Origin of the sequence: Erwinia sp. MYb375 (genome assembly GCF_037479175.1) — a bacterium.
GTDB classification, from domain to species: Bacteria; Pseudomonadota; Gammaproteobacteria; order Enterobacterales; family Enterobacteriaceae; genus Erwinia; species Erwinia rhapontici.
Genome location: NZ_JBBGZS010000023.1, coordinates 124,437 through 145,953, shown reverse-complemented (window position 1 = coordinate 145,953; position 21,517 = coordinate 124,437). Strand labels below are relative to the sequence as shown.

Genomic DNA, 21,517 nt, shown 5'->3' with positions numbered 1-21,517 from the left:
GTCTACGTTCGCTCTGTCATCGTGCCAGGAAGAGGCGCCTCTTGCTGCGCCAGTAACGCCCTCAAGGCCAGGCGGTCAATTTTGCCAATGCCTTTCATCGGGATGGAATCAATCAGGATCAGTCTTTCCGGGGCCTTGAAAGTGGCGAGCCCCTGCTGTTCAAAAAAACGGCGCACCGCCCCCAGGGTCAATTCGCTATCGTCGGTGGTGACAAACAGGCAGGGAACTTCGCCATACAACGCATCCGCCATGCCCACACAGGCGGCCTGCCGGATCGCCGGATGATGAAGCGCCAGCTCTTCAATTTCATTCGGTGAGAACTTCTCCCCGCCACGGTTAATCGCGTCGTTAACCCTTCCATCGATAAAGACATTGCCCTGTCGATCAACGTGTGCGAGGTCGCCGGTGCGATAAAACCCGTCAGCGGTAAACGCCAGGCTGTCGGCCAGCGGATTCTGGTAATAACGGGTGATGGTGTAAGGGCCACGGGTAATTAATTCGCCCGAATGTCCCGGCGGAACGTCTTCCCCCTGTTCATCAACGATGCGCACCTCATCTTCAGGACAAAGCGGTCGCCCCTGCGAGTGGAAACGAAGGCTGTCATCATCATCGAGAGCGTTAAAACAGAGCAGCCCTTCGCTCATGCCATAGCATTGCTGGAGGGTAATGCCGAGGGTGTCAGAGGCGGATGCGGCCAGCTCCGGTGTCACGCGTGCGCCGCCGACCTGCACATGCCACAGCGAGTCGATAAAGCGGGGACTCTCGCGCTGAACCTCCGCCCACTGCGAAAGCAGCGCCGGAACCAGCGTGGTATGAGTGACGCCACAGTAGGCGATGAAATCCAGTGCCTGCGCCGCAGAGGGCACATCGGCCAGTGCGACGGCGCCCCCCCGCAACAGCGTGCCCAGCATCCCCGGGCAATTGATCACGAATCCGTGAGAAACCGGCATTACCGCGAAATAAACGGAGCGCTCAGTCAGGCCAAAAACGTCGCACCCGCAGGCAATCATATAGCTATAGCCGGCGTTTTTACGGGCGATAGCCTTCGGAAGACCGGTCGTGCCGCTGGAGAGCAACATCATGGCGATATCGTCATCGGCCATCGTCGCCAGCTTTTGCACGGGAACGGGCGCCAGCAACGCGCAGAAATCCTGCAAATTAAGATAACGTGAGTCCTGGTGGCAGTTAGCGCCCTCCTCCACCAGCACCAGATCGACATTAAGCCCCTCCTGCTGCAGATTTTGTAATACTGCCAGAGGGTTATAACGACGAGTACTGCGTTGCACAGCCAGCACTTTAGGCGTGGTCATTTGCAAAATATGACGCAACTCTTTTTCACGATAAGAGGGAAGGACAGGAACGGGGATCGCGCCGATCATCAGCGTAGCGAGCATTAATATCACGGCCTGATGCGTATTACGCAGTTGCATCGCCACGCGATCTCCCTTCTGCACACCCCGTTGCTGCAGGCGATAGCTACAAGAGGCCACGCGGTCGGCTAACTCACCGTGAGTGATTATCATGTCCTGTTCGAACAATGCCCGGCGTTGGCGGTTTTCGTGCAGCGCCGCCAGCAGGTTTTGATTCAATGAACCACCAGACTTAACCATGTTTAACTCCATCATGCGCACACTATTTGTCTGCTTTGAAAATACGGTCAACCGCAATCATGCAGGGTTACCCCCTTCTTCGGACCTGGCTTAACGAAGATGCTGTTACTCGTGCTTACTCACATGGAAGAGAAAAATTTACTTACTGGTATTTATTAGTTATGGGCCACACTACACACCACGACTGACCGTCAGTCAATTAAAAATAGATTAATTTTATATGTATTTTTCTCGCAACCTAAGCACCTTCGCTTCTGTTGCGATAACGAATCAGATAAATCCCTACTGCCCCTCTCGCTTTAGTTACCCAGTGCAATAATTTCATCAAGGGTGTAGTCATTGCTTCCCCATAACGAAAACTGCCTGCCGGTTTGCTGCTGTAATCGTGCCTGCAGAGCCACCGTTTCGGCAGAAGATAGCGCCAGATCGCGCCTTAACTGCCAACTTCCGTCTGCCTCTTCCAGCACATCTGCCGGAATGCCAATCTCATTGAGCAGGGAGATTATGTTGTTAAAATCCATAACAGTTTCACCTAATGATTAATGAAAGTGATTATTATTAGCATTGACCGCCAGTCGGTCAACAGCTTTTTTACCACAGAAGTTTGTATGGATGTAAAACAAACAATTAATAAAACTTATGTTTATGAGGGTATTCAGAAGAAGAACGAGGAAGGGAGAACAGAGGCCGGAAGGAGACGTAGTCGCGACGCCCCCTTCAGAGAATTATGGCTGGTGGTAGCCGAGTAAACGCAGAAACTCGCAGGCAAGTTGATGGCCCAACTGCGTTTTATCGTTTTCATCCGTGACCACCGCATCATCCACCGCACCGTGCATGCCGTGGTACATCAGGATAGCGGTCAGACGCGGGTTCTCAAGCTGCCAGGCACCAAAAGTGCTACCGTGATTGAGGATTGTCAGGATTTGATCCAGTACCGCATCACGATCCTGATTACCGCGCGTGTGATAATGATGATCGTGATACAACGCATCATGCAGCGCCATACCGTCAAAATAGGCAGTGATACCGGCATCACACCAGGCACGCAGACGCGCAACACTGTCTTCAGCGGGACAGGCATCCACGGCCAGCTGGATCTCTTCGATAAAATGCCGGGTAAAGCGCTCACGCAGTGCGGAAAGCATCTCATTTTTTGACGGGAAGTAGTGGTAGAAGGTCCCTTTTGCCACTTGCGCATCGCGCACGATGTCGCTGATGGTGGTGGCTTCAAACCCTTTAGTGATGAACAACTGCTGTGCAGCATCCATCAGTTCATCAAGACGGACTTCCGCCGGTTTCGTACGTGGCTTAGGATCTGTTTTCTTTATTTCCATTTTAACCATTTTATCAAGTCAGGACTTGAGTAAGATAGTAGACAATATTGACCTGATTGGCGAGGGGTTGTTGGGTTATAAAGAAACCTTTTCATTTTACTCACAAAAGTGCTGACAAGGGTATTAATAAAACAATAACCCTCTGCACAAAATTATAATTCCGCCTGAAGAATTGAATTAGCCAGAGAAAGCACAAAGTTTAATATCATAGATAAATAAAATATTGAATATCATTAATACGGGTCAATAATTAATACATTAAAATAAAGCACAGCGCTATTTTCATCCCCCGCGGATCGTCCCGCGCCAGATAAAATCAGCATGGTACATCCGTGTTTCGCCAGGCATCTCCTCGTCCAGCGCCGCAGGCTGGTTATCTTCACGTTGCTCCTCATTCACCAGCCACTCGACCGCGTCACGGGCAAAGCGATCAACGGGTTGGGTGAAAGTGGTGAGATGATAAGACGACCACGCCGCCTGGGGAATATCATCGTAACCCGCGACGCAGAGGTCCTGCGGGATGCGCAAGGAAAAACGGTGCCGCGCTTCATCCATAAAGCCGCAGGCCAGCAGGTCAGTCACACAGAATACCGCGTCGGGGCGATCGCGGCGGGTCAGCAGTCGGTGTGCCAGGATCTGCCCGCTCTCATAAGAGGTGGTGCCGAAACGCTCCACGCTGGCTTTTAGCCCGGCCGCTTCCGCCGCCTGAAGAAACCCACGTTCACGCGCCATCAGGCTCGGCGTTCCGGCAAGGGAGTTAGCAAATGCCACATGCTGGCAACCCGCCCGCGCAAACGCCATCACCACACGGCTGGCGGCATCTTCGTTATCCAGATTAATACTCAATGATCCCGGCAGCACATCGTTGCGGTTAATCAGTACCAGCCGCTGACCGTGTTTATGACACTGACGCGCAATGGCGCTTTCCGGCATCCCCGAGAGCACAAAAGAAGCATCAGCACGGTAGTTGATCGCCTGTTGCAGCGCCTGCGACACACTGTCATCCGAGCGGTCGGTATTGATCAGCATGGCAATTTTCCCGGCTTCCTGCAGATGCTGCGTCACCAGCCGCACGAGGCTGGCACGGTACGGTGTCGCCAGTTCAGAAACAATCAGGCAGACGAGGCCGCTGCGGTTACGCACCAGCCCGCGTGCCAGGTGATTAACGTGATAGCCCAGTTCTTCTGCGGCCTGCATGACCCTTTTCCGCGTGGCAGCGGAGACACTGGCCCCCGTCGTGAAGGTGCGCGACACCGCTGAACGCGACACGCCCGCCCTCTCTGCCACATCTTTCGCACTGACCACTGCCTTTTCCATCGCCATTATCACACCCGCCCGCTTTGTGTTGCGAATGAGTCTGTCGCACTTTGCACGGCTGTGCAATTATTTTTGTAGCGTAATTGTTTCATTTTTGTGACATGGCAACTGAAATGCGTACCAGCGCAATTGACAGCATAAATTTTGTGCATTAATTAATTGCACACACGTGCAAAACGTATGCACAAAAAACCTGGCGACAACGTATCGCCTACCCTACACACTGAAGGAGAACACCATGCATCGTATTACTCTGATGGCGGTCATCGCCGCTGGCTCTGCGCTCTCAGCCCTTCCGGCTCAGGCCGCTGAAAAGCTGAATATGATCTGCTCCGCCGATGTGGTTGTTTGTGAGCAAATGACCAACCTGTTTGAGAAACAACACCCGGATATCAAGGTCAGCATGGTGCGCCTCTCTGCGGGCGAAGCCTATGCACGCATCCGCACCGAGGCCCGCAACCCACGCACCGATATCTGGTGGGCCGGGACGGGCGATCCGCATATGCAGGCCGCCGACGAAGGCCTGACCCAGGCCTACAAATCACCGCTGCTCGACCAGCAGCAGGACTGGGCACGTAAGCAGGCGGAGAGCGCACAGTTCCGCACCGTCGGCGTCTATGCCGGTGCGCTGGGCTGGGGTTACAACACCAAACTGGTGGAAGAGAAAAAACTGAAAGCGCCAGCCTGCTGGGCCGATCTGCTGGACCCGTCATGGAAAGGAGAGATCCAGATGGCAAACCCGAACTCCTCCGGCACTGCCTACAATACCCTTGCCACCCTGGTGCAGATCATGGGGGAAGAGAAAGCCTTCGATTACCTGAAAAAGCTCAACGCCAATATCTCCCAGTACACCAAATCCGGCTCTGCCCCGGTGAAAGCGGCAGCACGCGGTGAAACCACCATCGGTATTGTCTTTATGCATGATGCGGTGGCCATGCAGGTGGATGGCTTCCCGGTGAAAGCCGTCGCCCCCTGCGAAGGCACCGGCTATGAAATCGGCTCGATGTCGATTGTGAAAGGGGCGCGTAACCTGGCCGCCGCCAAAGTGTGGTACGACTGGGCGCTCAGTGCGGAGGCACAGTCCCACATGAAAGACGCCAAATCCTTCCAGCTTCCGTCAAATAAAAATGCGGCGATATCGGAATACGCACCGCGCTTCGAGAATATCAAACTGATCGATTACGACTTCAAAACCTACGGTGACTCGGCCAAACGCAAAGCGTTGCTCAGCCGCTGGGATAAAGAGATCGGCGCCAGCGCCCAGTAATTCTTCCTCCCTTCCCCTCCCGCCCGTGCGGGAGGCCGGATCATAAACGATCGAGGTTATGATGAATGCTCAAAACCGCCGCCTGGACGGGGCTTTCGTGCTGGGCGCACTTGCCATCCTGCTGCTGCCCTGGTACAGCCTGGAAGCCGGATTTTTCGACTTCGGCTGGCTGACAACACTCTGGCAGGATCGCGAAACGGCCCCGGCGCTATGGCAGATTGCCCAGTTCCAGCGCCCCTGGCTGACCATTGCCGTGCTGATGCTCCTGATCTGCGCCCTGGCGCGCTTACTGCCCGTGGGCAACCGCCGCTCCTGGCTCCTGATGGGGGCCAGTACCTTTGGCGTCCTGTTTTTGCTGTTTGAAGGCCATGCGATTGGTTACACAGGCTGGAACTGGCAGTGGAGCGAACAGCTGTTCGGCGCACTCAGCGACGGCCAGCCTGCTTTTGGCGCAGGGGCGATCCTGCTACTCACCACCTTCCTGCTGCTGTTCTCCTTTGCGCTGGCAGAACGCGGCGTGCTGCGCGGTGATGCCTTTGTGGTGGCGGCAATTGTGCTGCTGGTAGCCCTGGTGACCACCTTCGTGCTGTACCCGGTTCTCAGCATGTTTGTCGCCTCCGTACAGGATGTGGACGGTTCCTTTAAACCGGATGGCATGATCGCCAATATTCAGGACCCGGCAATCTGGAGCCTCGGCTGCCTGAACGGCAGCGGGGGCTGCGGCACGGCATGGCGTACCCTGTGGCTGGCGCTGATGACCGCCTCTGGCTCTACCCTGCTGGGTCTGGCCTTTGCGCTGGCGGCGACCCGCACGCCGCTGCCGTTTAAGAAAGCGCTGCGCATGCTGACCGTGCTGCCGATCATCACGCCGCCGTTTGTTATTGGCCTGGCGCTGATGCTGCTGTTTGGCCGTGCAGGCGTCGTGACAGAACTGCTCGCAACGGTGTTTGGTATTGAGCCAGGCCGCTGGCTGTATGGTCTGACCGGGATCTGGATAGCCCAGGTCCTCTCTTTCACGCCGATTGCCTTCCTGGTGCTGATTGGTGTGGTTGAAGGCGTCAGTCCGTCACTGGAAGAAGCCTCGCAAACGCTGCGCGCTAACCGCTGGCGCACCTTCCGCTACGTCTCGCTGCCGCTGATGGCACCGGGCCTGGCGAATGCGTTCCTGATCAGCTTTATCGAAAGTATGGCGGACTTCGGCAACCCGATGGTGCTGGGTGGCAGCCACGGCGTGCTCTCGACCGAGATCTTCTTCTCGGTGGTCGGGGCGCAAAACGACCCGAGCCGGGCAGCGGTGCTGGCTATTATCCTGCTGTGCTTCACCCTCAGCGCCTTTATTCTCCAGCGACTGTGGCTGTCGGGTAAAAACTTCGCCACCGTCACCGGCAAAGGCGACTCCGGTCAGCACTGCGGTCTGCCGCGTGGCCTGCGTTATGGCGTTTACGCACTGGTGATCCCGTGGGGCCTGTTCACGCTGGTGATCTACGGCATGATCCTGATTGGCGGATTTGTACAGTCGTGGGGCCTGGACAGCAGCCTGACGCTGGCGCACTACGCCCGTGCGTTCGGCTTCCACTGGAACGAGGGGCAGATGGTGTGGACCGGGGTGGCCTGGAATTCGTTCTGGACCACCATGGAAATTGCGCTGATTGCGGCTCCGCTGACGGCCATTGTCGGCCTGCTGACCGCCTGGCTGATCGTACGGCAGAAGTTTGCCGGGCGTTCGACCTTTGAATTTATGCTGATGCTCAGTTTTGCCATTCCCGGCACCGTCATTGGTGTCAGCTATATCATGGCATACAACCTGCCGCCGCTGGAGATCACCGGGACGGCGCTGATCCTTGTCGCCTGCTTTGTTTTCCGCAATATGCCGGTCGGCGTTCGCGGGGGGATTGCCGCCATGAGCCAGCTCGATCGCAGCCTGGATGAAGCCTCATTAACATTAGGGGCCAGCAGTTTCCGCACGCTGCGCAAAGTGATCCTGCCACTGCTGAAACCGGCGATCAGCGCTGCACTGGTCTACGCCTTTGTGCGGGCGATCACCTCCATCAGCGCCGTCATTTTCCTTGTCAGCGCCCAGTACAACATGGCCACCTCTTATATCGTCGGACTGGTCGAAAACGGGGAATACGGCGTCGCTATCGCTTACTCCTCCGTCCTTATTGTGGTGATGCTGGCGGTGATCCTTACTTTCCAGCTGCTGGTCGGTGAACGCCGCCTGCGCCGCGCTACCCGCATTGCCACAGCACCGGTGGCTCCACCACCGGCATTACATCAGGAGAGTGCCGTATGACGACCATTCGTTCCGGCTCGGTGGTGTTTGAGAACGTCACCAAACAGTTTGCCGATTTCAACGCCCTGCCCAACTTATCGCTGACGGTTGAACCGGGCACGCTGGTAACCCTGCTCGGCCCCAGCGGCTGTGGCAAAACCACCACCCTGCGCCTGCTGGCAGGACTGGAACACCCGACCTCCGGGCGTATTCTGATTGGCGGTAACGATGTGACGCATCTGCCCGCTAACGAGCGTGATGTGGCGATGGTGTTTCAGTCCTACGCCCTGTTCCCGCATATGAGCGCACTGGATAACGTGATGTACGGCCTGCTCTCCGGCGGAATGTCGAAAAAAGAAGCGCAGGATCGTGCGCGTGAAGGGATGAAGCTGGTCGGCCTGGAGAGTATGGGCCAGCGCCTTCCGGCGGAGCTGTCCGGCGGCCAGCAGCAGCGTATTGCCGTAGCACGTGCGCTGGTGCTGGAGCCGCAGGTGTTACTGCTGGATGAACCGCTCTCCAACCTGGATGAACGCCTGCGCCGCCGCGTGCGCACTGAAATTCGCGATCTGCAACAGCGGCTGGGTTTTACGGCCGTATACGTGACTCACGATCAGGAAGAGGCGCTTGCCGTCTCCGATAAGATTATTGTCATGAAAGAAGGGCATATTGCCCAACAGGGTGCACCGCAGGAGCTGTATCAGTCACCGGCGTCGGTATTTATCGCCGACTTTATGGGCGAGGCCAATATCCTGCCCTGTGATATCCGCCGGGTGGAAGACAGCCAGGCGGTTATCGCGCTGGGCAATCGCGAGTATCGCGTACCCGGCGCTTACGCCCGCCCCGGTGCCGCGCAGCTCTCGGTGCGGCCGCAGTTTATTACACTGCGCACTGAACCGGCAGGCGCACTGAACGGTGAAGTCACCCACAGCACCTGGCTGGGGGACCACATCGAATATGAGGTGCAGACGGCGCTGGGTGCGCTGTTTATTGTCGATGTGCAGATGGAAAGCCAGCTGGCGCCGGGCAGCCGCGTATTCGTGGATTTCAAACCTCAGGGACTGGCGCTGATTGCCCAGTGATCCCCATTAATAAGGACTGAACATGAGTGAAGACATTTCCCGCCGGCTGAGACTGGCGGAACAGGTAGCACGAGAAGCCGGCGCCAAAGCGCTCGATTATTTTCATCGCCGTGAAACGCTGGTGATTGAAACCAAGCGAGATGCGCAGGACGTGGTCTCGATCGCCGACCGCGAAGTGGAAATGCTGATTAACGGGCAGATTGCTCAGGCATTCCCGGATGACGGTTTTCTCGGTGAAGAGTTCGGCTTGCAGGCGGGCAGCTCAGGTTTCACCTGGGTGGTGGACCCTATTGATGGTACCAGCCCGTTTGTTAACGGTATGCCGAACTGGTGCGTATCGATTGCCGTGATCCACGAAGGGCAGCCGGTCATTGGCGTGATCATGGCACCGTGCCAGCAGGAGTGCTTTGTGTCTGCACGCGGCCAGGGCGCAACGCTGAATGGCAAACCGTTGCAGGTTGATCCGGCACGCACCATGCAGAACCACGTCACCGGCTTCGGTGCTAACAGCTATGTTACCCCGGAACGCGTGGGTGAGATTGCCGCCGGGATCACCGCCGCAGGCGGCAACTTCTTCCGCAACGGATCGGGGGCAATGATGCTGGCATACGTTGCCGCCGGGCGTCTGGTGGGCTATTACGAACCCCATATGCACGCGTGGGATTGCCTGGCGGGTTACTGCCTGGTCAATGAGGCAGGCGGCTGGACGCACACGTTTAACACCGCGGGTGAGCACCTGCTGCGCGGTGCCCCGGTGCTGGCCGTGGCACCAGGCGCCAAAGACGATTTGCTGAGGATTGCCCAACTGTAGCCCCTTCTGCGCAGTGCTTTCATGACGCCGGATAGCACTGCGCAAGTTCCCCTCCATATTTCGTTCTCCAGCGAAGTGTTGTTTTTTTAGATCAGTAAAGTTGCCTCTCCCCCTGCAAGAGAGTGCACTGATGATCGCCGTTCTTTTTGAAGCCGAGATAAGCCCTGACGGGCAAGCCCGTTACCTGCAACTTGCCGCTGAACTGAAACCTCTGCTGGCAGATATTGATGGTTTTATTGCCATTGAACGTTTTCGTAGCCTGGCCGACGACGGCAAGATCCTGTCGCTTTCATGGTGGCGCGACGAAGACGCCGTGCTGGCCTGGAAACAGAATGCCCACCACCAGGCCGCCCAGGCTGAAGGACGCCGCCACCTGTTTTCCTTCTACCGCATCCGCATTGCCGGAGTACTGCGGGATTACTCATCAGAAAATAAAGGACAACACCATGTTTGATATCCATATCCTGTTACCCAATGTTCCCGGTGCGCTGGCCGCGCTGGCGAGCCTGTTAGGCCGTCAGGGTATCGGCCTGGAAGGCGGTGGTGTCTTTAGCGCAGGCGAACACAGTCATGCACACTTTCTGGTGGTGGAAGGCCAGCGGGCGCGGGCTGTGCTTGAGGCAGAAGGGTTTCAGGTTCAGAATGTCTGCCAGCCACTGATCCGCAAGCTGAAGCAGGCGCGCCCGGGTGAACTGGGCGAGATCGCAACCGCACTGGCTGACGCCGGGGTTTCTATCCTGACGCAGTACAGCGATCATGCGAATCAGTTAATTCTGGTGACGGACAACCCCGCTGCCGCCGAACGCGCTACTGAACAATGGGCCGTAGTGCCTGAGTAACCATGCAAAAACAGACGATAACGACCGACAATGAGGATGTGCTGGCGTTTTCCATGGTCGCCGTCGCGGCGGCCCTGGCGGATACCTCCCGCGTTAAAATACTCTGCGCCTTAATGGACGGGCGCGCCTGGACGGCGACAGAGCTGAGTGCCGTGGCGGATGTCGCCTCTTCCACCGCCAGTGCCCATCTGGCACGTCTGGTGCAAAGCCGTCTGATTTCCTGCCTGTCCCAGGGGCGGCACCGTTACTATCGGCTGGCCGGAGGCGATATTGCGCAGCTGATCGAAACCATGATGGGAGTGTCATGGCGGCGTGTTGCGGCACCAGAACCCAGTACGCCCGCCGATATGCGTTATGCCCGCACCTGTTACGACCATCTGGCGGGGGAAGTCGCGGTACAGATCTATGACGCAATGCGCGATGCACAGTGGATAACGGCAGATGGCGCTGCGCTGACCGATACCGGCAGACGACACCTGACTGAACTCGGCATTGAACCCGATGCCGGTACCCGGCGGAAACACTGCTGCGCCTGCCTGGACTGGAGTGAGCGACGATTTCATCTTGGTGGCTATATCGGTGCCGCTTTTTTCCAGCACGGCGAAGCGCAGGACTGGCTGGTTCGGACACCGGGTTACCGGATGGTCACGATTACCCCAAAAGGCAGGATGATGCTGAACAGACATTTCAAGCTGGCCCTGTAGTTCCTCCACCCTGAACCTGTGATAAACCTCTCTTGCTCCTGTAGCTGAACCCTTTTGTCTATTATAAGAAATGCCCCACCGGGATGATCCCGGCCACCATGACATAAGGCAACCCATGATGAACAAGACGTTTGTATTAGCACCCGACTCCTTCAAAGAGAGTATGACGGCGAAGCAGGTTTGCCTCGCGATGGAGGCCGGGCTGAAGCGCGTATTTCCCGACGCCAACTATATTCACGTTCCGATGGCGGACGGCGGCGAAGGCACTACGCAGTCACTGATTGATGCCACCGGGGGTGAGTTATTCACGCTACAGGTGACCGGTCCGCTGGGTACGCCAGTAGAGGGCTGCTACGGCATTATGGGCAGTGGCGACATGGCCGTGATTGAAATGGCGTCGGCCAGCGGCATCCATTACGTTAACCCGCACACTAAAAATCCTTTGCTGACCACCACCCGGGGCACCGGGGAACTGATCCGCGCCTGCCTGGATAAAGGCATCAGGAAGATCATCCTGGGCATCGGCGGCAGTGCCACCAATGACGGCGGGGCCGGAATGGCCGAAGCGCTGGGCGTGCGCTTCTTTGATAAACAGGGTGCACGTTTAGCCCCCGGTGGCGGCGCACTGGGTGATTTACACCGCATTGATATTTCCGGGCTGGACAGCCGACTGGCAGAGGTAGATATTCAGGTGGCCTGTGATGTCACCAACCCGCTATGCGGTCCGCAGGGTGCATCGGCGGTGTTTGGTCCGCAAAAAGGGGCAACCCCGGAAATGGTCGCCACCCTGGACCATCACCTCGCTCATTATGCTGACGTTATCTCGCAGCAACTCGGCCACGAAGTGGCAGCAACGCCAGGAGCCGGAGCCGCAGGAGGGCTGGGCGCCGGGCTGATGGCCTTCACCCACTGCACGCTGCGTAAAGGTATTGAAATCGTGGTTGAGTACAGTGGTCTGAGCGCGCAGTTGGCCGGGGCCGATTACTGCTTTACCGGAGAAGGCCGCATCGACTTCCAGACACGTTTTGGTAAAACACCTTTCGGCGTAGCACAGACCGCCAGACAACATCAGGTTCCGGTCATTGCAGTTGCTGGCAGTATTGGCGATGATGTCGGCGCGCTGTATGACGCTGGCATTGATGCTATTTTTGGCATTATCCCGCACGCGGCGGCAATAGAATCGCTGTTGCAGGAAGGCACAACCAATATGGAGCGCACCTGCGAAAACATTGGCCGACTGATTAAAAAAACAGCGGCAGTTTCTCATTAATACCCGATTCACTGGCGTTAACGCGTCAGGAGAACAACGGATGACATTTAACCAAGGACGTGATCATGTCTGAAGTATTGAGACGCACCAAGATTGTTGCCACGTTAGGCCCGGCGACAGACCGGGATAATAACCTCGAAAAAATCATCAAAGCGGGCGCTAACGTCGTCAGGCTGAACTTTTCTCATGGTACCGCCGAAGACCATATTGCCCGCGCCCAGCGCGTGCGTGATGTCGCCAGCCGTCTCGGCCGCCAGGTGGCGATTTTAGGCGATCTGCAGGGGCCAAAAATCCGTGTATCGACCTTTAAAGAAGGCAAAGCCCTGCTGACGGTCGGCGATGAATTTATCCTTGATGCCCTGCTGGACAAAGGCCAGGGCGACAACCAGCGCGTGGGTATCGACTATAAATCCCTGCCCGATGATGTGGTGCCCGGCGATATTTTGCTGCTGGATGATGGCCGCATTCAACTGCGCGTGCTGCGCGTAGCGGGCGCGACGATTTATACCGTGATCACCGTGGGCGGCGTACTGTCGAACAATAAAGGGGTGAATAAGCTGGGAGGCGGCCTCTCCGCCGATGCACTAACCGAGAAAGACAAAGCCGATATTCTCACCGCCGCCAAAATGAACGTCGACTACCTTGCCGTCTCCTTCCCGCGCAGCGGTGAAGACCTGCGTTTCACCCGCCGTCTGGCGCGTGAAGCCGGCTGTAAGGCGCTGATTGTGGCAAAAGTAGAGCGTGCCGAAGTGGTGGCAACACAGGAAAGCATGGACGATATGATCCTCGCCTCCGATGTGATTATGGTGGCGCGTGGCGATCTTGGCGTCGAGATCGGTGATGCCGCGCTGGTCGGGGTGCAAAAACGCCTGATTGCACGTTCACGACAGCTCAACCGTGTGGTGATTACCGCCACCCAGATGATGGAATCGATGATCACCAACCCGATGCCAACCCGCGCAGAGGTGATGGACGTCGCCAACGCCGTGCTCGACGGCACCGATGCCGTCATGCTGTCGGCTGAAACCGCCGCGGGCAGCTTCCCGGTAGAAGCCATCACTGCCATGCATAATATCTGCCTGGGTGCGGAACGGGTGCCGGGCACGAACACCTCTAAACACCGCCTGGACGTTGAGTTCAGTAATATTGAAGAGATGACGGCGATGTCTGCCATGTACGCGGCAAACCATCTGACCGGGGTGAAAGCCGTTATTGCCATGACCGAATCCGGGCGCACGGCACGTATGATGTCGCGCATCACCTCGCGTCTGCCGATCTTCGCCCTCTCCCGCCATCAGTCCACGCTCAATCTGACTACGTTGTATCGTGGTGTCACGCCGGTGCTGTTTAACGGTCATGCCGAAGGCGTGCAGTCGGCGCAGGATGCTATCGCTATTCTGCGTGAACAGGGTTACCTGGCCTCGGGGGATCTGGTGATCGTCACGCAGGGAGACAGCGTTGGCCAGATTGGCAGCGCCAACACCTGCCGTATTTCGATCGTCGACTAAGTTCCCTTCTCTCTGCGGCCTGTGTGCCGCAGCGCCGCGCAGGCACGCTGCCGAAGGTGGCCGACCAGCTTGATAATGACTGACGGGGAACGGCAGATACCGCTCCCCGGTTCAGATTACTTCAGGCGGTAAGCCACTACCGAGTCACCGGCTTTGGTGCCGAGCGAACCGTGACCACCAGCCGCAATCACCACATACTGCTGGTTATCGCTGCCCATATAGGTGGCAGGCGTTGCCTGGCCCCCGGCGGGCAGTTCGGTCTGCCACAGTAACTCGCCCGTGTTGACATCGTAAGCACGGAAGAAGTTATCGGCCGTTGCACCGTGGAACACCACATCACCTGCCGTGGTTAACGGACCACCGTGTGCCACCATCCCCATTGGGAAGCCAATCGGGAAGCGGCCCGGCAGGAAGCTGGTGTTCAGGTTTTTCGTGGTACCCACACGACGCAGCCACTCGGTTTTCCCGGTTTTCAGATCAACACCGACCATGCGGCCCCACGGTGGCGCGATGCACGGAATCCCCAGGCTGGAAGAGAGCTGCTGAATATGAATGGCGTAATCGCCTTCAAAGTTCTCATTCCAGTACGGTGTGCCGTCTTTGGTGAACAGACGCTTGTCCGCCGTTGCCGCCGAACGCTTGATCAGGTTGTATTTGTAAGCCAGACGCACCGGGGAAGCGATCAGGATCTGACGCTCAGGATCGACCGCCACAGAACCCCAGTTAAACACCCCGATATTGCCCGGGAAGATAATCGAACCGGCTTCGGTCGCTGGCGTCCACGGATTGCCGTCATAACGCAGTGACTTGAAGTCAATACGGCAGGCCATCTGGTCAAACGGCGTCAGGCCCCACATCGCTTTTTCATTGAGCGGTGCCGGAATAAAGTTCAGCGCAGAAACGGGCTGCGTCGGCGAGTATTTCTCACCACTGATGCCCTGCGTGGAAACATCAACCTGATTAATCGGGTACACCTGCTGGCCCGTCAGGCGGTTAAGCACAAACAGGTTGCCGGTTTTGGTCGGCAGGATCACCACAGGCTGTTTCTGGCCCTGATAGTCGATATCCAGCAGCGAAGGCTGTGACGGATTATCGCGGTCCCACAGATCGTTTTTCGAGGACTGGAAGCGCCATTTGAAGCTACCGGTTTTCAGATCCAGCGCCACCAGGGTGTCGCGGAACTTCTCGGTGTTGCTGTTGGCATCACGCGCAATGCCCACTTCATCCGGCGAGGCATTACCAAACGGCACATACACCAGGCCATTTTTCAGGTCAGCACTCAGCGTACCCCACGCCACCGGCGTATCCTGCGGATAGCTTTGGTCGGCGGCAATCGGCTGGGTGTTTTCCGGGTTGGCCGGGTCGAAGTTCCACACCAGACGGCCAGACATCGCATCATAAGCACGGATCACCCCAGATGGATTTCCAGTATTGTAGCCGTTGTCCATGACGGAACCGCCAACAATCACCAGGTTACCCGCCACCAGCGGTGCTGCCGTTTGCATCAGAGCATGCGGGCGCACTGTGCCCATATTGGCATGCAGATCAACCACGCCGTTGTTACCGAAGTCAGCACACAGCTTGCCGGTATCCGCATCCAGCGCGATCAGTTTGGCATCGTTGCTGGCGTTATAGATACGCTTGCGGCAAAGGGCGGGCTGGGCGGGAGTACTCTCTGCCTGTGCCGCGCTGCCGTCATAGTAGCTGACGCCACGGCAGGTCTGATGCTGTTGCAGATAAGAGGCATCTTTCGCTGGCTGATATTTCCACTTCAGCGCACCGGTTTCCGGGTTCAGCGCATGAACTTCATTGTGCGGCGTACAGAAATAGACGCTGTTGTTCACCTTCAGCGGCGTCGCTTCAAAGGTGTATTCCGTGGCATCCTTTTCCGCGTCGCGCACGTCGCCCGTATGGTAGGTCCAGGCCACATCCAGCTTGCTGACGTTATCGCGCGTGATCTGTTTCAGGCTGGAAAAACGCAGGCCGTTGGTGGTGCCACCGTAGGCCGTCCAGTCACTGCCCGCCACATCGGTGTCGCCGCTCTGGCGCTGGGTCGTGATGTTGCCGGCCTGTGGCAGCGGGTCGTAAAACATCATCCCCACCACCAGCGCCACAATCAGAATGACCGTGGTGCCAAGGAAGGGATGAAAACGGCGCCCTTCGTTCTTGTACAGCGGGCGAACCACCCAGGGCAATGCCAGCCACAGGCCGATCACGCCAATGATGTCTCCGCGCGGGATCCACTGCCATTTGTCAAAGCCGACTTCATAAATCATCCACGCCAGTACCATCCACATCAATAAAGCGTAGAGAGACAAAGCGATTTTTTTATTCATAAACAGCGTGATAGCCGTGACCAGCAGGCCGAGGCCCATCAGTGCATAGAACGGCGTACCGCCGATCAACAGCAGTTGTGTACCCATGTAGAGCATCGCGATCCCGACGATCGCGATGACAATACTGGTTATCTTGTTAAGCATTGGTATCCCTTAGTGTTAAAGTGCGCAATTATTATCTGACAAATAATTACAACGTACTTACACTAATTTAACTAAAAAAATCTGATATAAAAACAAAATTATTTTAATTGTTATCGGTAACTATTTCGGTCAGGGCAGAGTTTTGTCCATCGTCAGTTTTACGAGCCTGCTCTGAAAGTTGTCATTTTCTGCCCCTTTAGCGCCCTGACTTCATCCTTTCTGTCGCACCTGCGTTTACAATCCAGGCAGATTTATTGTGTCTGGCACTTGAAAGTACGAAATGAAACGTACATAATACACGGAGGTAATATGACACTCACAGAAGTGAAGAAGCAGGCAATCAACTGCCTCAGGCAAGATGCTTATGACCATGAAGTCCGGCGGGATCTGGACGTAAAAAACCTGTTTGCGACGGGCGTGGTGGATAAGGTCTGGGTTGCTGAACTGATCAGGAAAACCAGCGGGTCGGGGTATCATTGCAGCCCTCATCATCGGGCCCCTGACGTGGATGTTCATATCTGTCGCAGCTGGAAATGCGGCGGCTGGTGGTACGTTAAATTTTATTTTATGGAACCTGATATGATTTTTATCAGCGTGCATCTGTAACAAGGAAGAGGTGACCATGAGAATTGTCAAAGAGGGCGAAACACGGACGCTGCTGTGCCATAACTGCGGTAAAACATCTGCCACTTACCGGGTACGTGATGTCGCATTCAGCGATAAGCGTGGCACGGTGAAAAATATTCTCGCCGCTGTCTGTGACCGCTGCGATGAGGTGGCCGCTATCCCCGCGCAGTCCACCGCGCGTATCAAAGAGGCCTTCGAACAGTCCAGTTCCCCGCTGGAAATCAGAGTGCCGGTACACTACTTGGATATTCTGTATGTTGCTACGCAGAAGATTGATACCACCCTCAGCGAAAACTTCAACAAGGCTTTGATCCTCTGGTATCTGCATGCGCTGACCAGCGGCCGTTATCCGCAGCAGGAATTGAAAACATTGCTGAGCAGCGACATGGCGGATGCGAAAGCGTCAAGACGCCTCTCGATGAAAATCACGCAAAAGCAGCAGGCGGAACTCAACCAGCTGATGCAGCAGCAGGGGATGAAAAAAACCTCTGATGTGGTGAAAGCGGTGATCCTGAAAATTCATCAGGACCTGGTGCTGGAGCAGGATCTCAGCGGCCTGCCAGAGTTACGCAATATGGCTGCCGCAATCGCCTGATCAATCGCGGCCGCTGTGACACCTGTATCACCTGCCCGGCAGTCGTGCGGGCAGTTCAAGGCTGGTGCGGAAATCTTCGCCCCGATAATCTTCATCCAGCAGATGACGTTTGCGCAGCTCCGGCAGCAGGCCATTAATCAGCAGATCTTCCTGGTCTGGCTGCCCCAGCCCGTGCAGCGAAATCACATCCAGTACGCCCGCGTTGTAGCGCTGCTCAATGGCATCGGCCAGCGATTCCGGGGTTCCGGCGACAAACCAGTGTCCGGTCTCTTCGGCTTCAATAATCAGCTGACGCAGCGTCAGTCCCTGGCGGGCATAGCGGGTAAAAATTTCCGCACGTCCACGACGTCGGTTCACCTGACGCGTATCCGGCAACAGGGATTCCGGGATCGTCTGGTCGAGATCCAGATCCTGCAAGTCAACCTCCCCGCCGAGCATATCCGCCACCTTCAGTCGTCCACGCTGATAGTCAATGCGTTGGTGCTTCTCTTCCAGCCGTCGTGCCACATCGGCCGGATTTTCACCCATAACTGAATGGAAAGAGTTCATGATCAGCGGCGACTGTTCACGGCCTGCCAGCAGTGCACGCCGCCGGACTTCGGCCACAAACGTACTGGCGTCATCCAGCGTCGGCTGCGAGGTGTAAATCACTTCGGCATAGCGGGCGCCGAGGCTGATCCCCTCCTCCGACTGCCCGGCCTGGAACTGTACCGGACGATGTTGCGGTGGCGGAGGCACATTCAGCGGCCCCGCCACGCGGAAGAAATCACCGTGATAGTTAACCGGGTGCAGCTTACGCGGATCAAGGCTGACGCCACCCCCGTTTTTGCGCTGCACCGCGTCCCGGTCGTTGGCGTCGAACAACGCATTAATCACTTCAATAAATTCGGTGGCGCGGGCATAACGCGCGGCCGGAGAAGGCAGCTCGCCCCCGCCAAAGTTCTCCTCTCCAACCGATGAGGTCACCGCATTCCAGCCCGCGCGCCCGGCGCTGATATGGTCGAGCGTGCCGATCAGGCGCGCCAGATTATACGGGTGCTGGAAGGTGGTGGTGACGGTGGCTATCAAGCCTATGTGGCGGGTCACCTGGCTTAACGCCGCCAGCGTGACAATCGGGTCCTGGCTGCCGGTGATCCCGGCCAGCCCGGCGGGGTCGCTCTGAAGCAGATCGGCGGTAAACAGCCCGGTGATTTTTTCGCGTTCAGCGGTTTGCGCCAGTGCCACGGCGCGCTGAATGCCAAAGGCGCGGTCGGTGTCGTTGGCGGCGTAAATCACGCTGCCCGCGCCCACCAGTGTTTTCAGTCGTCTGCGGTGTTGAGTCGTCACGTTAAGTCCCTTATTTCAGCCAGGTCAGAGGCTTAAAAAATAAAGGGCTGAGGTTTTTACGCCACTAAGAAAAACGAATGTGGTTGGGTGAAATTCAGCTAAGACGCATTAATCCGGGTTCAGGCACCGCTAAAAACAAACAGGGGCTGACGAGAATCTCGCCAGCCCCTGCTTTCAGGCAAAGAACCTTAACGCACAATCAGGCCTAACAGGATGCCGACGGCACCGAAGTCAGAGTCACTGAAGGTGGTGTTCGCCAGACCGATGCTGCCCAGTACCGGCAGCAGGAACACCGGAATAAAGGTAATCAGCAGGCCGTTGGTGAAGGCCCCGAGGATAGCCCCACGGCGCCCACCGGTGGCATTACCGAACACCCCGGCAGCAGCACCGACGAAGAAGTGCGGCACCACACCCGGAATAATCACCGTCATATTCAGCGCGTACAGCAGGAACATGCCCAGTACCCCGGCAACAAAACTGCTGAGGAAGCCCACCAGCACCGCATTAGGGGCATACGGGAACACCACCGGGCAGTCGAGGGCCGGTTTCGCGTTCGGCACCAGCTTGTCGGAGATGCCTTTAAACGCCGGAACGATTTCCGCAATCACCATGCGCACCCCCTGCAGCACGATGTAAACCCCGGCGGCAAAAGTGATGGACTGCATCAGTGAGAACATAAACCAGTTTTTGCCACCCGCATTCATCTCTTTGACCGTTGACGGACCCGCCACCAGACAGGTGAAGATAAAGATGAAGAACATGGTAAAGGCAATCGCCACCGGCGTATCACGCAGGAACAGCAGGCTTTTCGGTACTTCCATATCTTCGGTAGATTTCTCTTTATTACCGAACTTGCTGCCGATCCAGGCAGAAAGCAGCTGAGAAATCGCCGAGAAGTGACCAAATGCTACGTCGTCTGAACCCGTGACTTTCTTCATATACGGGTGAACAATCGCCGGGAAGAACACCATCGACACACCAACCACCAGCGAACCGACCGCAATCAGGCTCGCGCCTTTCATGCCTGCAGTCGCGAGGATCACCGCCACCATCATCGACATAAACAGCGTGTGGTGACCGGTCAGGAAGATGTATTTCCACGGCGTGAAGCGGGCAATCGCAATGTTGATGACCATCGCGAAGAACATAATCATCGCCATTTCAGTGCCGAAGCTCTTCTGCGCCACAGCAACGATCGCTTCGTTGTTCGGCACCACACCTGGGATACCAAAGGCATGATGGAAGATCGCCGCAAAGTCGCCCAGTGAAGAGACAATCAGCCCGGCACCGGCCCCGAGGATCAGGAAGCCCATCACGGTTTTCACTGTCCCTTTGATCACTTCCGTGGCCGGTTTTTTCTGTGCCACCAGACCGATCAGCGCAATCAGCCCCACCAGAATGGATGGCTCAGACAACACATCACTCATTAAAAAACGGAAAAATTCCATTTTTGGCTCCCTTATAACGCGCCGAGTTCGGTCAGAGCTTCAGAGATACGCTCTTTCATCGCCACTTTGTCTACCATGTTTTTCAGAGAGACAATTTTACCGCCCACCTGCTGAGCCACGAGCTGCTCGGCAATATCGGAGGTGCCCACGAAGATATCGCTGGCGGTGCCTTTGGCTGAACCGAGATCGACATGGTCGACTTCTGCATTCACGCCCAGATCTTTAACGATTGATTTAATGCTCATTTCCATCATCAGGCTGGTACCAAGACCGTTGCCACATACCACGGTGATTTTCATTTTTTTTCCTCTGGAAGAATTAATAGCGTGAAATAATGGATAAAATTTGTTCGACCTCTGTCGCTGCGATCAGCGACGCCGTATCTTCAGGGGTATCAAACAGATGGGCGAGCGCGGTAATAATACCGATATGGCTGTTACTGTCCGTTGCGGCCAGCACAATCAGCAGATGCACCGGGTCATTTCCTTCTGAATCGAAGTTTACACCCTCGCGGACCACCGTCAGGCTGACGCCCATTTTGTTTGCACCGTCTTCAGGACGTGCATGAGGCATAGCGATACCAGGGCCAACCACGTAATATGGACCAATCGCCTCGTGTGAGCGGTAGATAGCCTTGACATAACGGGCTTCAATGGTGCCATTATCGCGCAGCGGCTGGCAGGAAAGTGAGACAGCCTCACGCCAGTCAGCGCAGGCAGGGATAATCTGAACAACGTCGGCTGTCAGTAATTCTTTAAGCATGTGTGTCACCTCTCTCTTAATCGCCCGAGCAGAGTAGTGTGAGACTCATCTGATTAATGTGACGAACATCTAAAAAGATAACGCTAACTGTTATAACTATCATTAATTGTGATCGGCTTATCATCAGCCGGAGAATAATTTGTTGCCAGACGTCGGCAACGGCACACTGACGGTGAGAATGGGTCAGTTTCGTAGGGGCGAGATACGCCTCACCATTACATGCGCGTTGATAATGGGTCAGGCATGCCTGACCCCTACGCTAATTTCG

20 protein-coding genes are annotated in these 21,517 nt (G+C 56.3%); 11 read left to right on the top strand and 9 right to left on the bottom strand.

What is annotated here, in order from left to right; all coding sequences use genetic code 11:
- Window positions 1-2: 2 nt before the first annotated feature.
- The 4 genes from WH279_RS13670 to WH279_RS13655 all read right to left on the bottom strand — a co-directional run bounded on the left by WH279_RS13670 (window position 3) and on the right by WH279_RS13655 (window position 4,267).
- Entirely contained in the window at window positions 3-1,610 is a 1,608-nt protein-coding gene (locus WH279_RS13670; protein ID WP_339457257.1) for an AMP-binding protein, read from the bottom strand.
- Between the two features lie 299 nt (window positions 1,611-1,909).
- Window positions 1,910-2,131 carry a hypothetical protein gene (locus tag WH279_RS13665; RefSeq protein ID WP_339457255.1) on the bottom strand — a complete coding sequence of 74 codons (222 nt, stop codon included), beginning with the start codon at window positions 2,129-2,131 and terminating at the stop codon, window positions 1,910-1,912.
- Between the two features lie 204 nt (window positions 2,132-2,335).
- Window positions 2,336-2,944, bottom strand: a complete 609-nt coding sequence (locus WH279_RS13660) for a TetR/AcrR family transcriptional regulator (RefSeq protein ID WP_227536094.1) — start codon at window positions 2,942-2,944, stop codon at window positions 2,336-2,338.
- A 282-nt stretch (window positions 2,945-3,226) separates the two neighbouring features.
- Window positions 3,227-4,267 (bottom strand): LacI family DNA-binding transcriptional regulator, encoded by a 1,041-nt coding sequence (locus WH279_RS13655; RefSeq protein ID WP_227536093.1) that lies wholly within the window; start codon window positions 4,265-4,267, stop codon window positions 3,227-3,229.
- A 232-nt stretch (window positions 4,268-4,499) separates the two neighbouring features.
- Here WH279_RS13655 and WH279_RS13650 point away from each other — a divergent pair, with 232 nt between their 5' ends.
- The 9 genes from WH279_RS13650 to pyk all read left to right on the top strand — a co-directional run bounded on the left by WH279_RS13650 (window position 4,500) and on the right by pyk (window position 14,011).
- A complete protein-coding gene (locus tag WH279_RS13650; RefSeq protein WP_133843149.1) occupies window positions 4,500-5,528 on the top strand; it encodes an ABC transporter substrate-binding protein in 1,029 nt (342 codons plus the stop codon).
- A 61-nt stretch (window positions 5,529-5,589) separates the two neighbouring features.
- A complete protein-coding gene (locus WH279_RS13645; RefSeq protein ID WP_159337144.1) occupies window positions 5,590-7,821 on the top strand; it encodes an ABC transporter permease in 2,232 nt (743 codons plus the stop codon).
- Window positions 7,818-8,879 carry an ABC transporter ATP-binding protein gene (locus tag WH279_RS13640; RefSeq protein ID WP_339457250.1) on the top strand — a complete coding sequence of 354 codons (1,062 nt, stop codon included), beginning with the start codon at window positions 7,818-7,820 and terminating at the stop codon, window positions 8,877-8,879. The genes WH279_RS13645 and WH279_RS13640 overlap by 4 nt, the downstream gene beginning before the upstream one ends.
- Before the next feature lie 22 nt (window positions 8,880-8,901).
- Entirely contained in the window at window positions 8,902-9,690 is a 789-nt protein-coding gene (locus tag WH279_RS13635; RefSeq protein ID WP_159336990.1) for an inositol monophosphatase family protein, read from the top strand.
- Window positions 9,691-9,820: 130 nt separating this feature from the next.
- The gene (locus tag WH279_RS13630) at window positions 9,821-10,144 is read left to right on the top strand and encodes an antibiotic biosynthesis monooxygenase family protein (RefSeq protein ID WP_133843143.1); all 324 of its coding nucleotides are present in this window, start codon (window positions 9,821-9,823) and stop codon (window positions 10,142-10,144) included.
- Window positions 10,137-10,529: an amino acid-binding protein gene (locus WH279_RS13625; RefSeq protein WP_339457246.1), complete on the top strand. Its 393-nt coding sequence runs from the start codon at window positions 10,137-10,139 to the stop codon at window positions 10,527-10,529. The genes WH279_RS13630 and WH279_RS13625 overlap by 8 nt, the downstream gene beginning before the upstream one ends.
- A gap of 2 nt (window positions 10,530-10,531) precedes the next feature.
- Complete coding sequence (locus tag WH279_RS13620; RefSeq protein ID WP_339457244.1) at window positions 10,532-11,233, top strand: ArsR/SmtB family transcription factor; 702 nt, start codon at window positions 10,532-10,534, stop codon at window positions 11,231-11,233.
- Window positions 11,234-11,348: 115 nt separating this feature from the next.
- Window positions 11,349-12,503 (top strand): glycerate kinase family protein, encoded by a 1,155-nt coding sequence (locus tag WH279_RS13615; protein ID WP_339457242.1) that lies wholly within the window; start codon window positions 11,349-11,351, stop codon window positions 12,501-12,503.
- A 65-nt stretch (window positions 12,504-12,568) separates the two neighbouring features.
- Window positions 12,569-14,011: a pyruvate kinase gene (pyk, locus tag WH279_RS13610; RefSeq protein WP_227536089.1), complete on the top strand. Its 1,443-nt coding sequence runs from the start codon at window positions 12,569-12,571 to the stop codon at window positions 14,009-14,011.
- A 116-nt stretch (window positions 14,012-14,127) separates the two neighbouring features.
- On the opposite strand, the gene WH279_RS13605 is transcribed toward pyk, so the two are convergent.
- Entirely contained in the window at window positions 14,128-16,491 is a 2,364-nt protein-coding gene (locus tag WH279_RS13605) for a membrane-bound PQQ-dependent dehydrogenase, glucose/quinate/shikimate family (protein WP_339457239.1), read from the bottom strand.
- A gap of 309 nt (window positions 16,492-16,800) precedes the next feature.
- On the opposite strand from WH279_RS13605, the gene WH279_RS13600 reads away from it, so the two are divergent.
- Together WH279_RS13600 and WH279_RS13595 are read left to right on the top strand one after the other, a co-directional pair.
- Window positions 16,801-17,097: a hypothetical protein gene (locus WH279_RS13600; RefSeq protein ID WP_133843129.1), complete on the top strand. Its 297-nt coding sequence runs from the start codon at window positions 16,801-16,803 to the stop codon at window positions 17,095-17,097.
- Window positions 17,098-17,113: 16 nt separating this feature from the next.
- On the top strand, window positions 17,114-17,713 hold the full coding sequence (locus tag WH279_RS13595; protein ID WP_159336998.1) for a hypothetical protein: 600 nt from the start codon (window positions 17,114-17,116) through the stop codon (window positions 17,711-17,713).
- Window positions 17,714-17,740: 27 nt separating this feature from the next.
- Here the strand turns inward: WH279_RS13595 and WH279_RS13590 are convergent, their stop codons facing one another.
- From WH279_RS13590 to WH279_RS13575, 4 genes are all read right to left on the bottom strand, one after another.
- Entirely contained in the window at window positions 17,741-19,039 is a 1,299-nt protein-coding gene (locus WH279_RS13590) for an NtaA/DmoA family FMN-dependent monooxygenase (protein WP_339457236.1), read from the bottom strand.
- Window positions 19,040-19,227: 188 nt separating this feature from the next.
- Window positions 19,228-20,487: a PTS ascorbate transporter subunit IIC gene (locus tag WH279_RS13585; protein ID WP_133843122.1), complete on the bottom strand. Its 1,260-nt coding sequence runs from the start codon at window positions 20,485-20,487 to the stop codon at window positions 19,228-19,230.
- 11 nt (window positions 20,488-20,498) lie between these two features.
- Entirely contained in the window at window positions 20,499-20,786 is a 288-nt protein-coding gene (locus WH279_RS13580) for a PTS sugar transporter subunit IIB (protein WP_133843120.1), read from the bottom strand.
- A 19-nt stretch (window positions 20,787-20,805) separates the two neighbouring features.
- Entirely contained in the window at window positions 20,806-21,249 is a 444-nt protein-coding gene (locus WH279_RS13575; protein WP_339457229.1) for a PTS sugar transporter subunit IIA, read from the bottom strand.
- Between the last annotated feature and the right edge of the window lie 268 nt (window positions 21,250-21,517).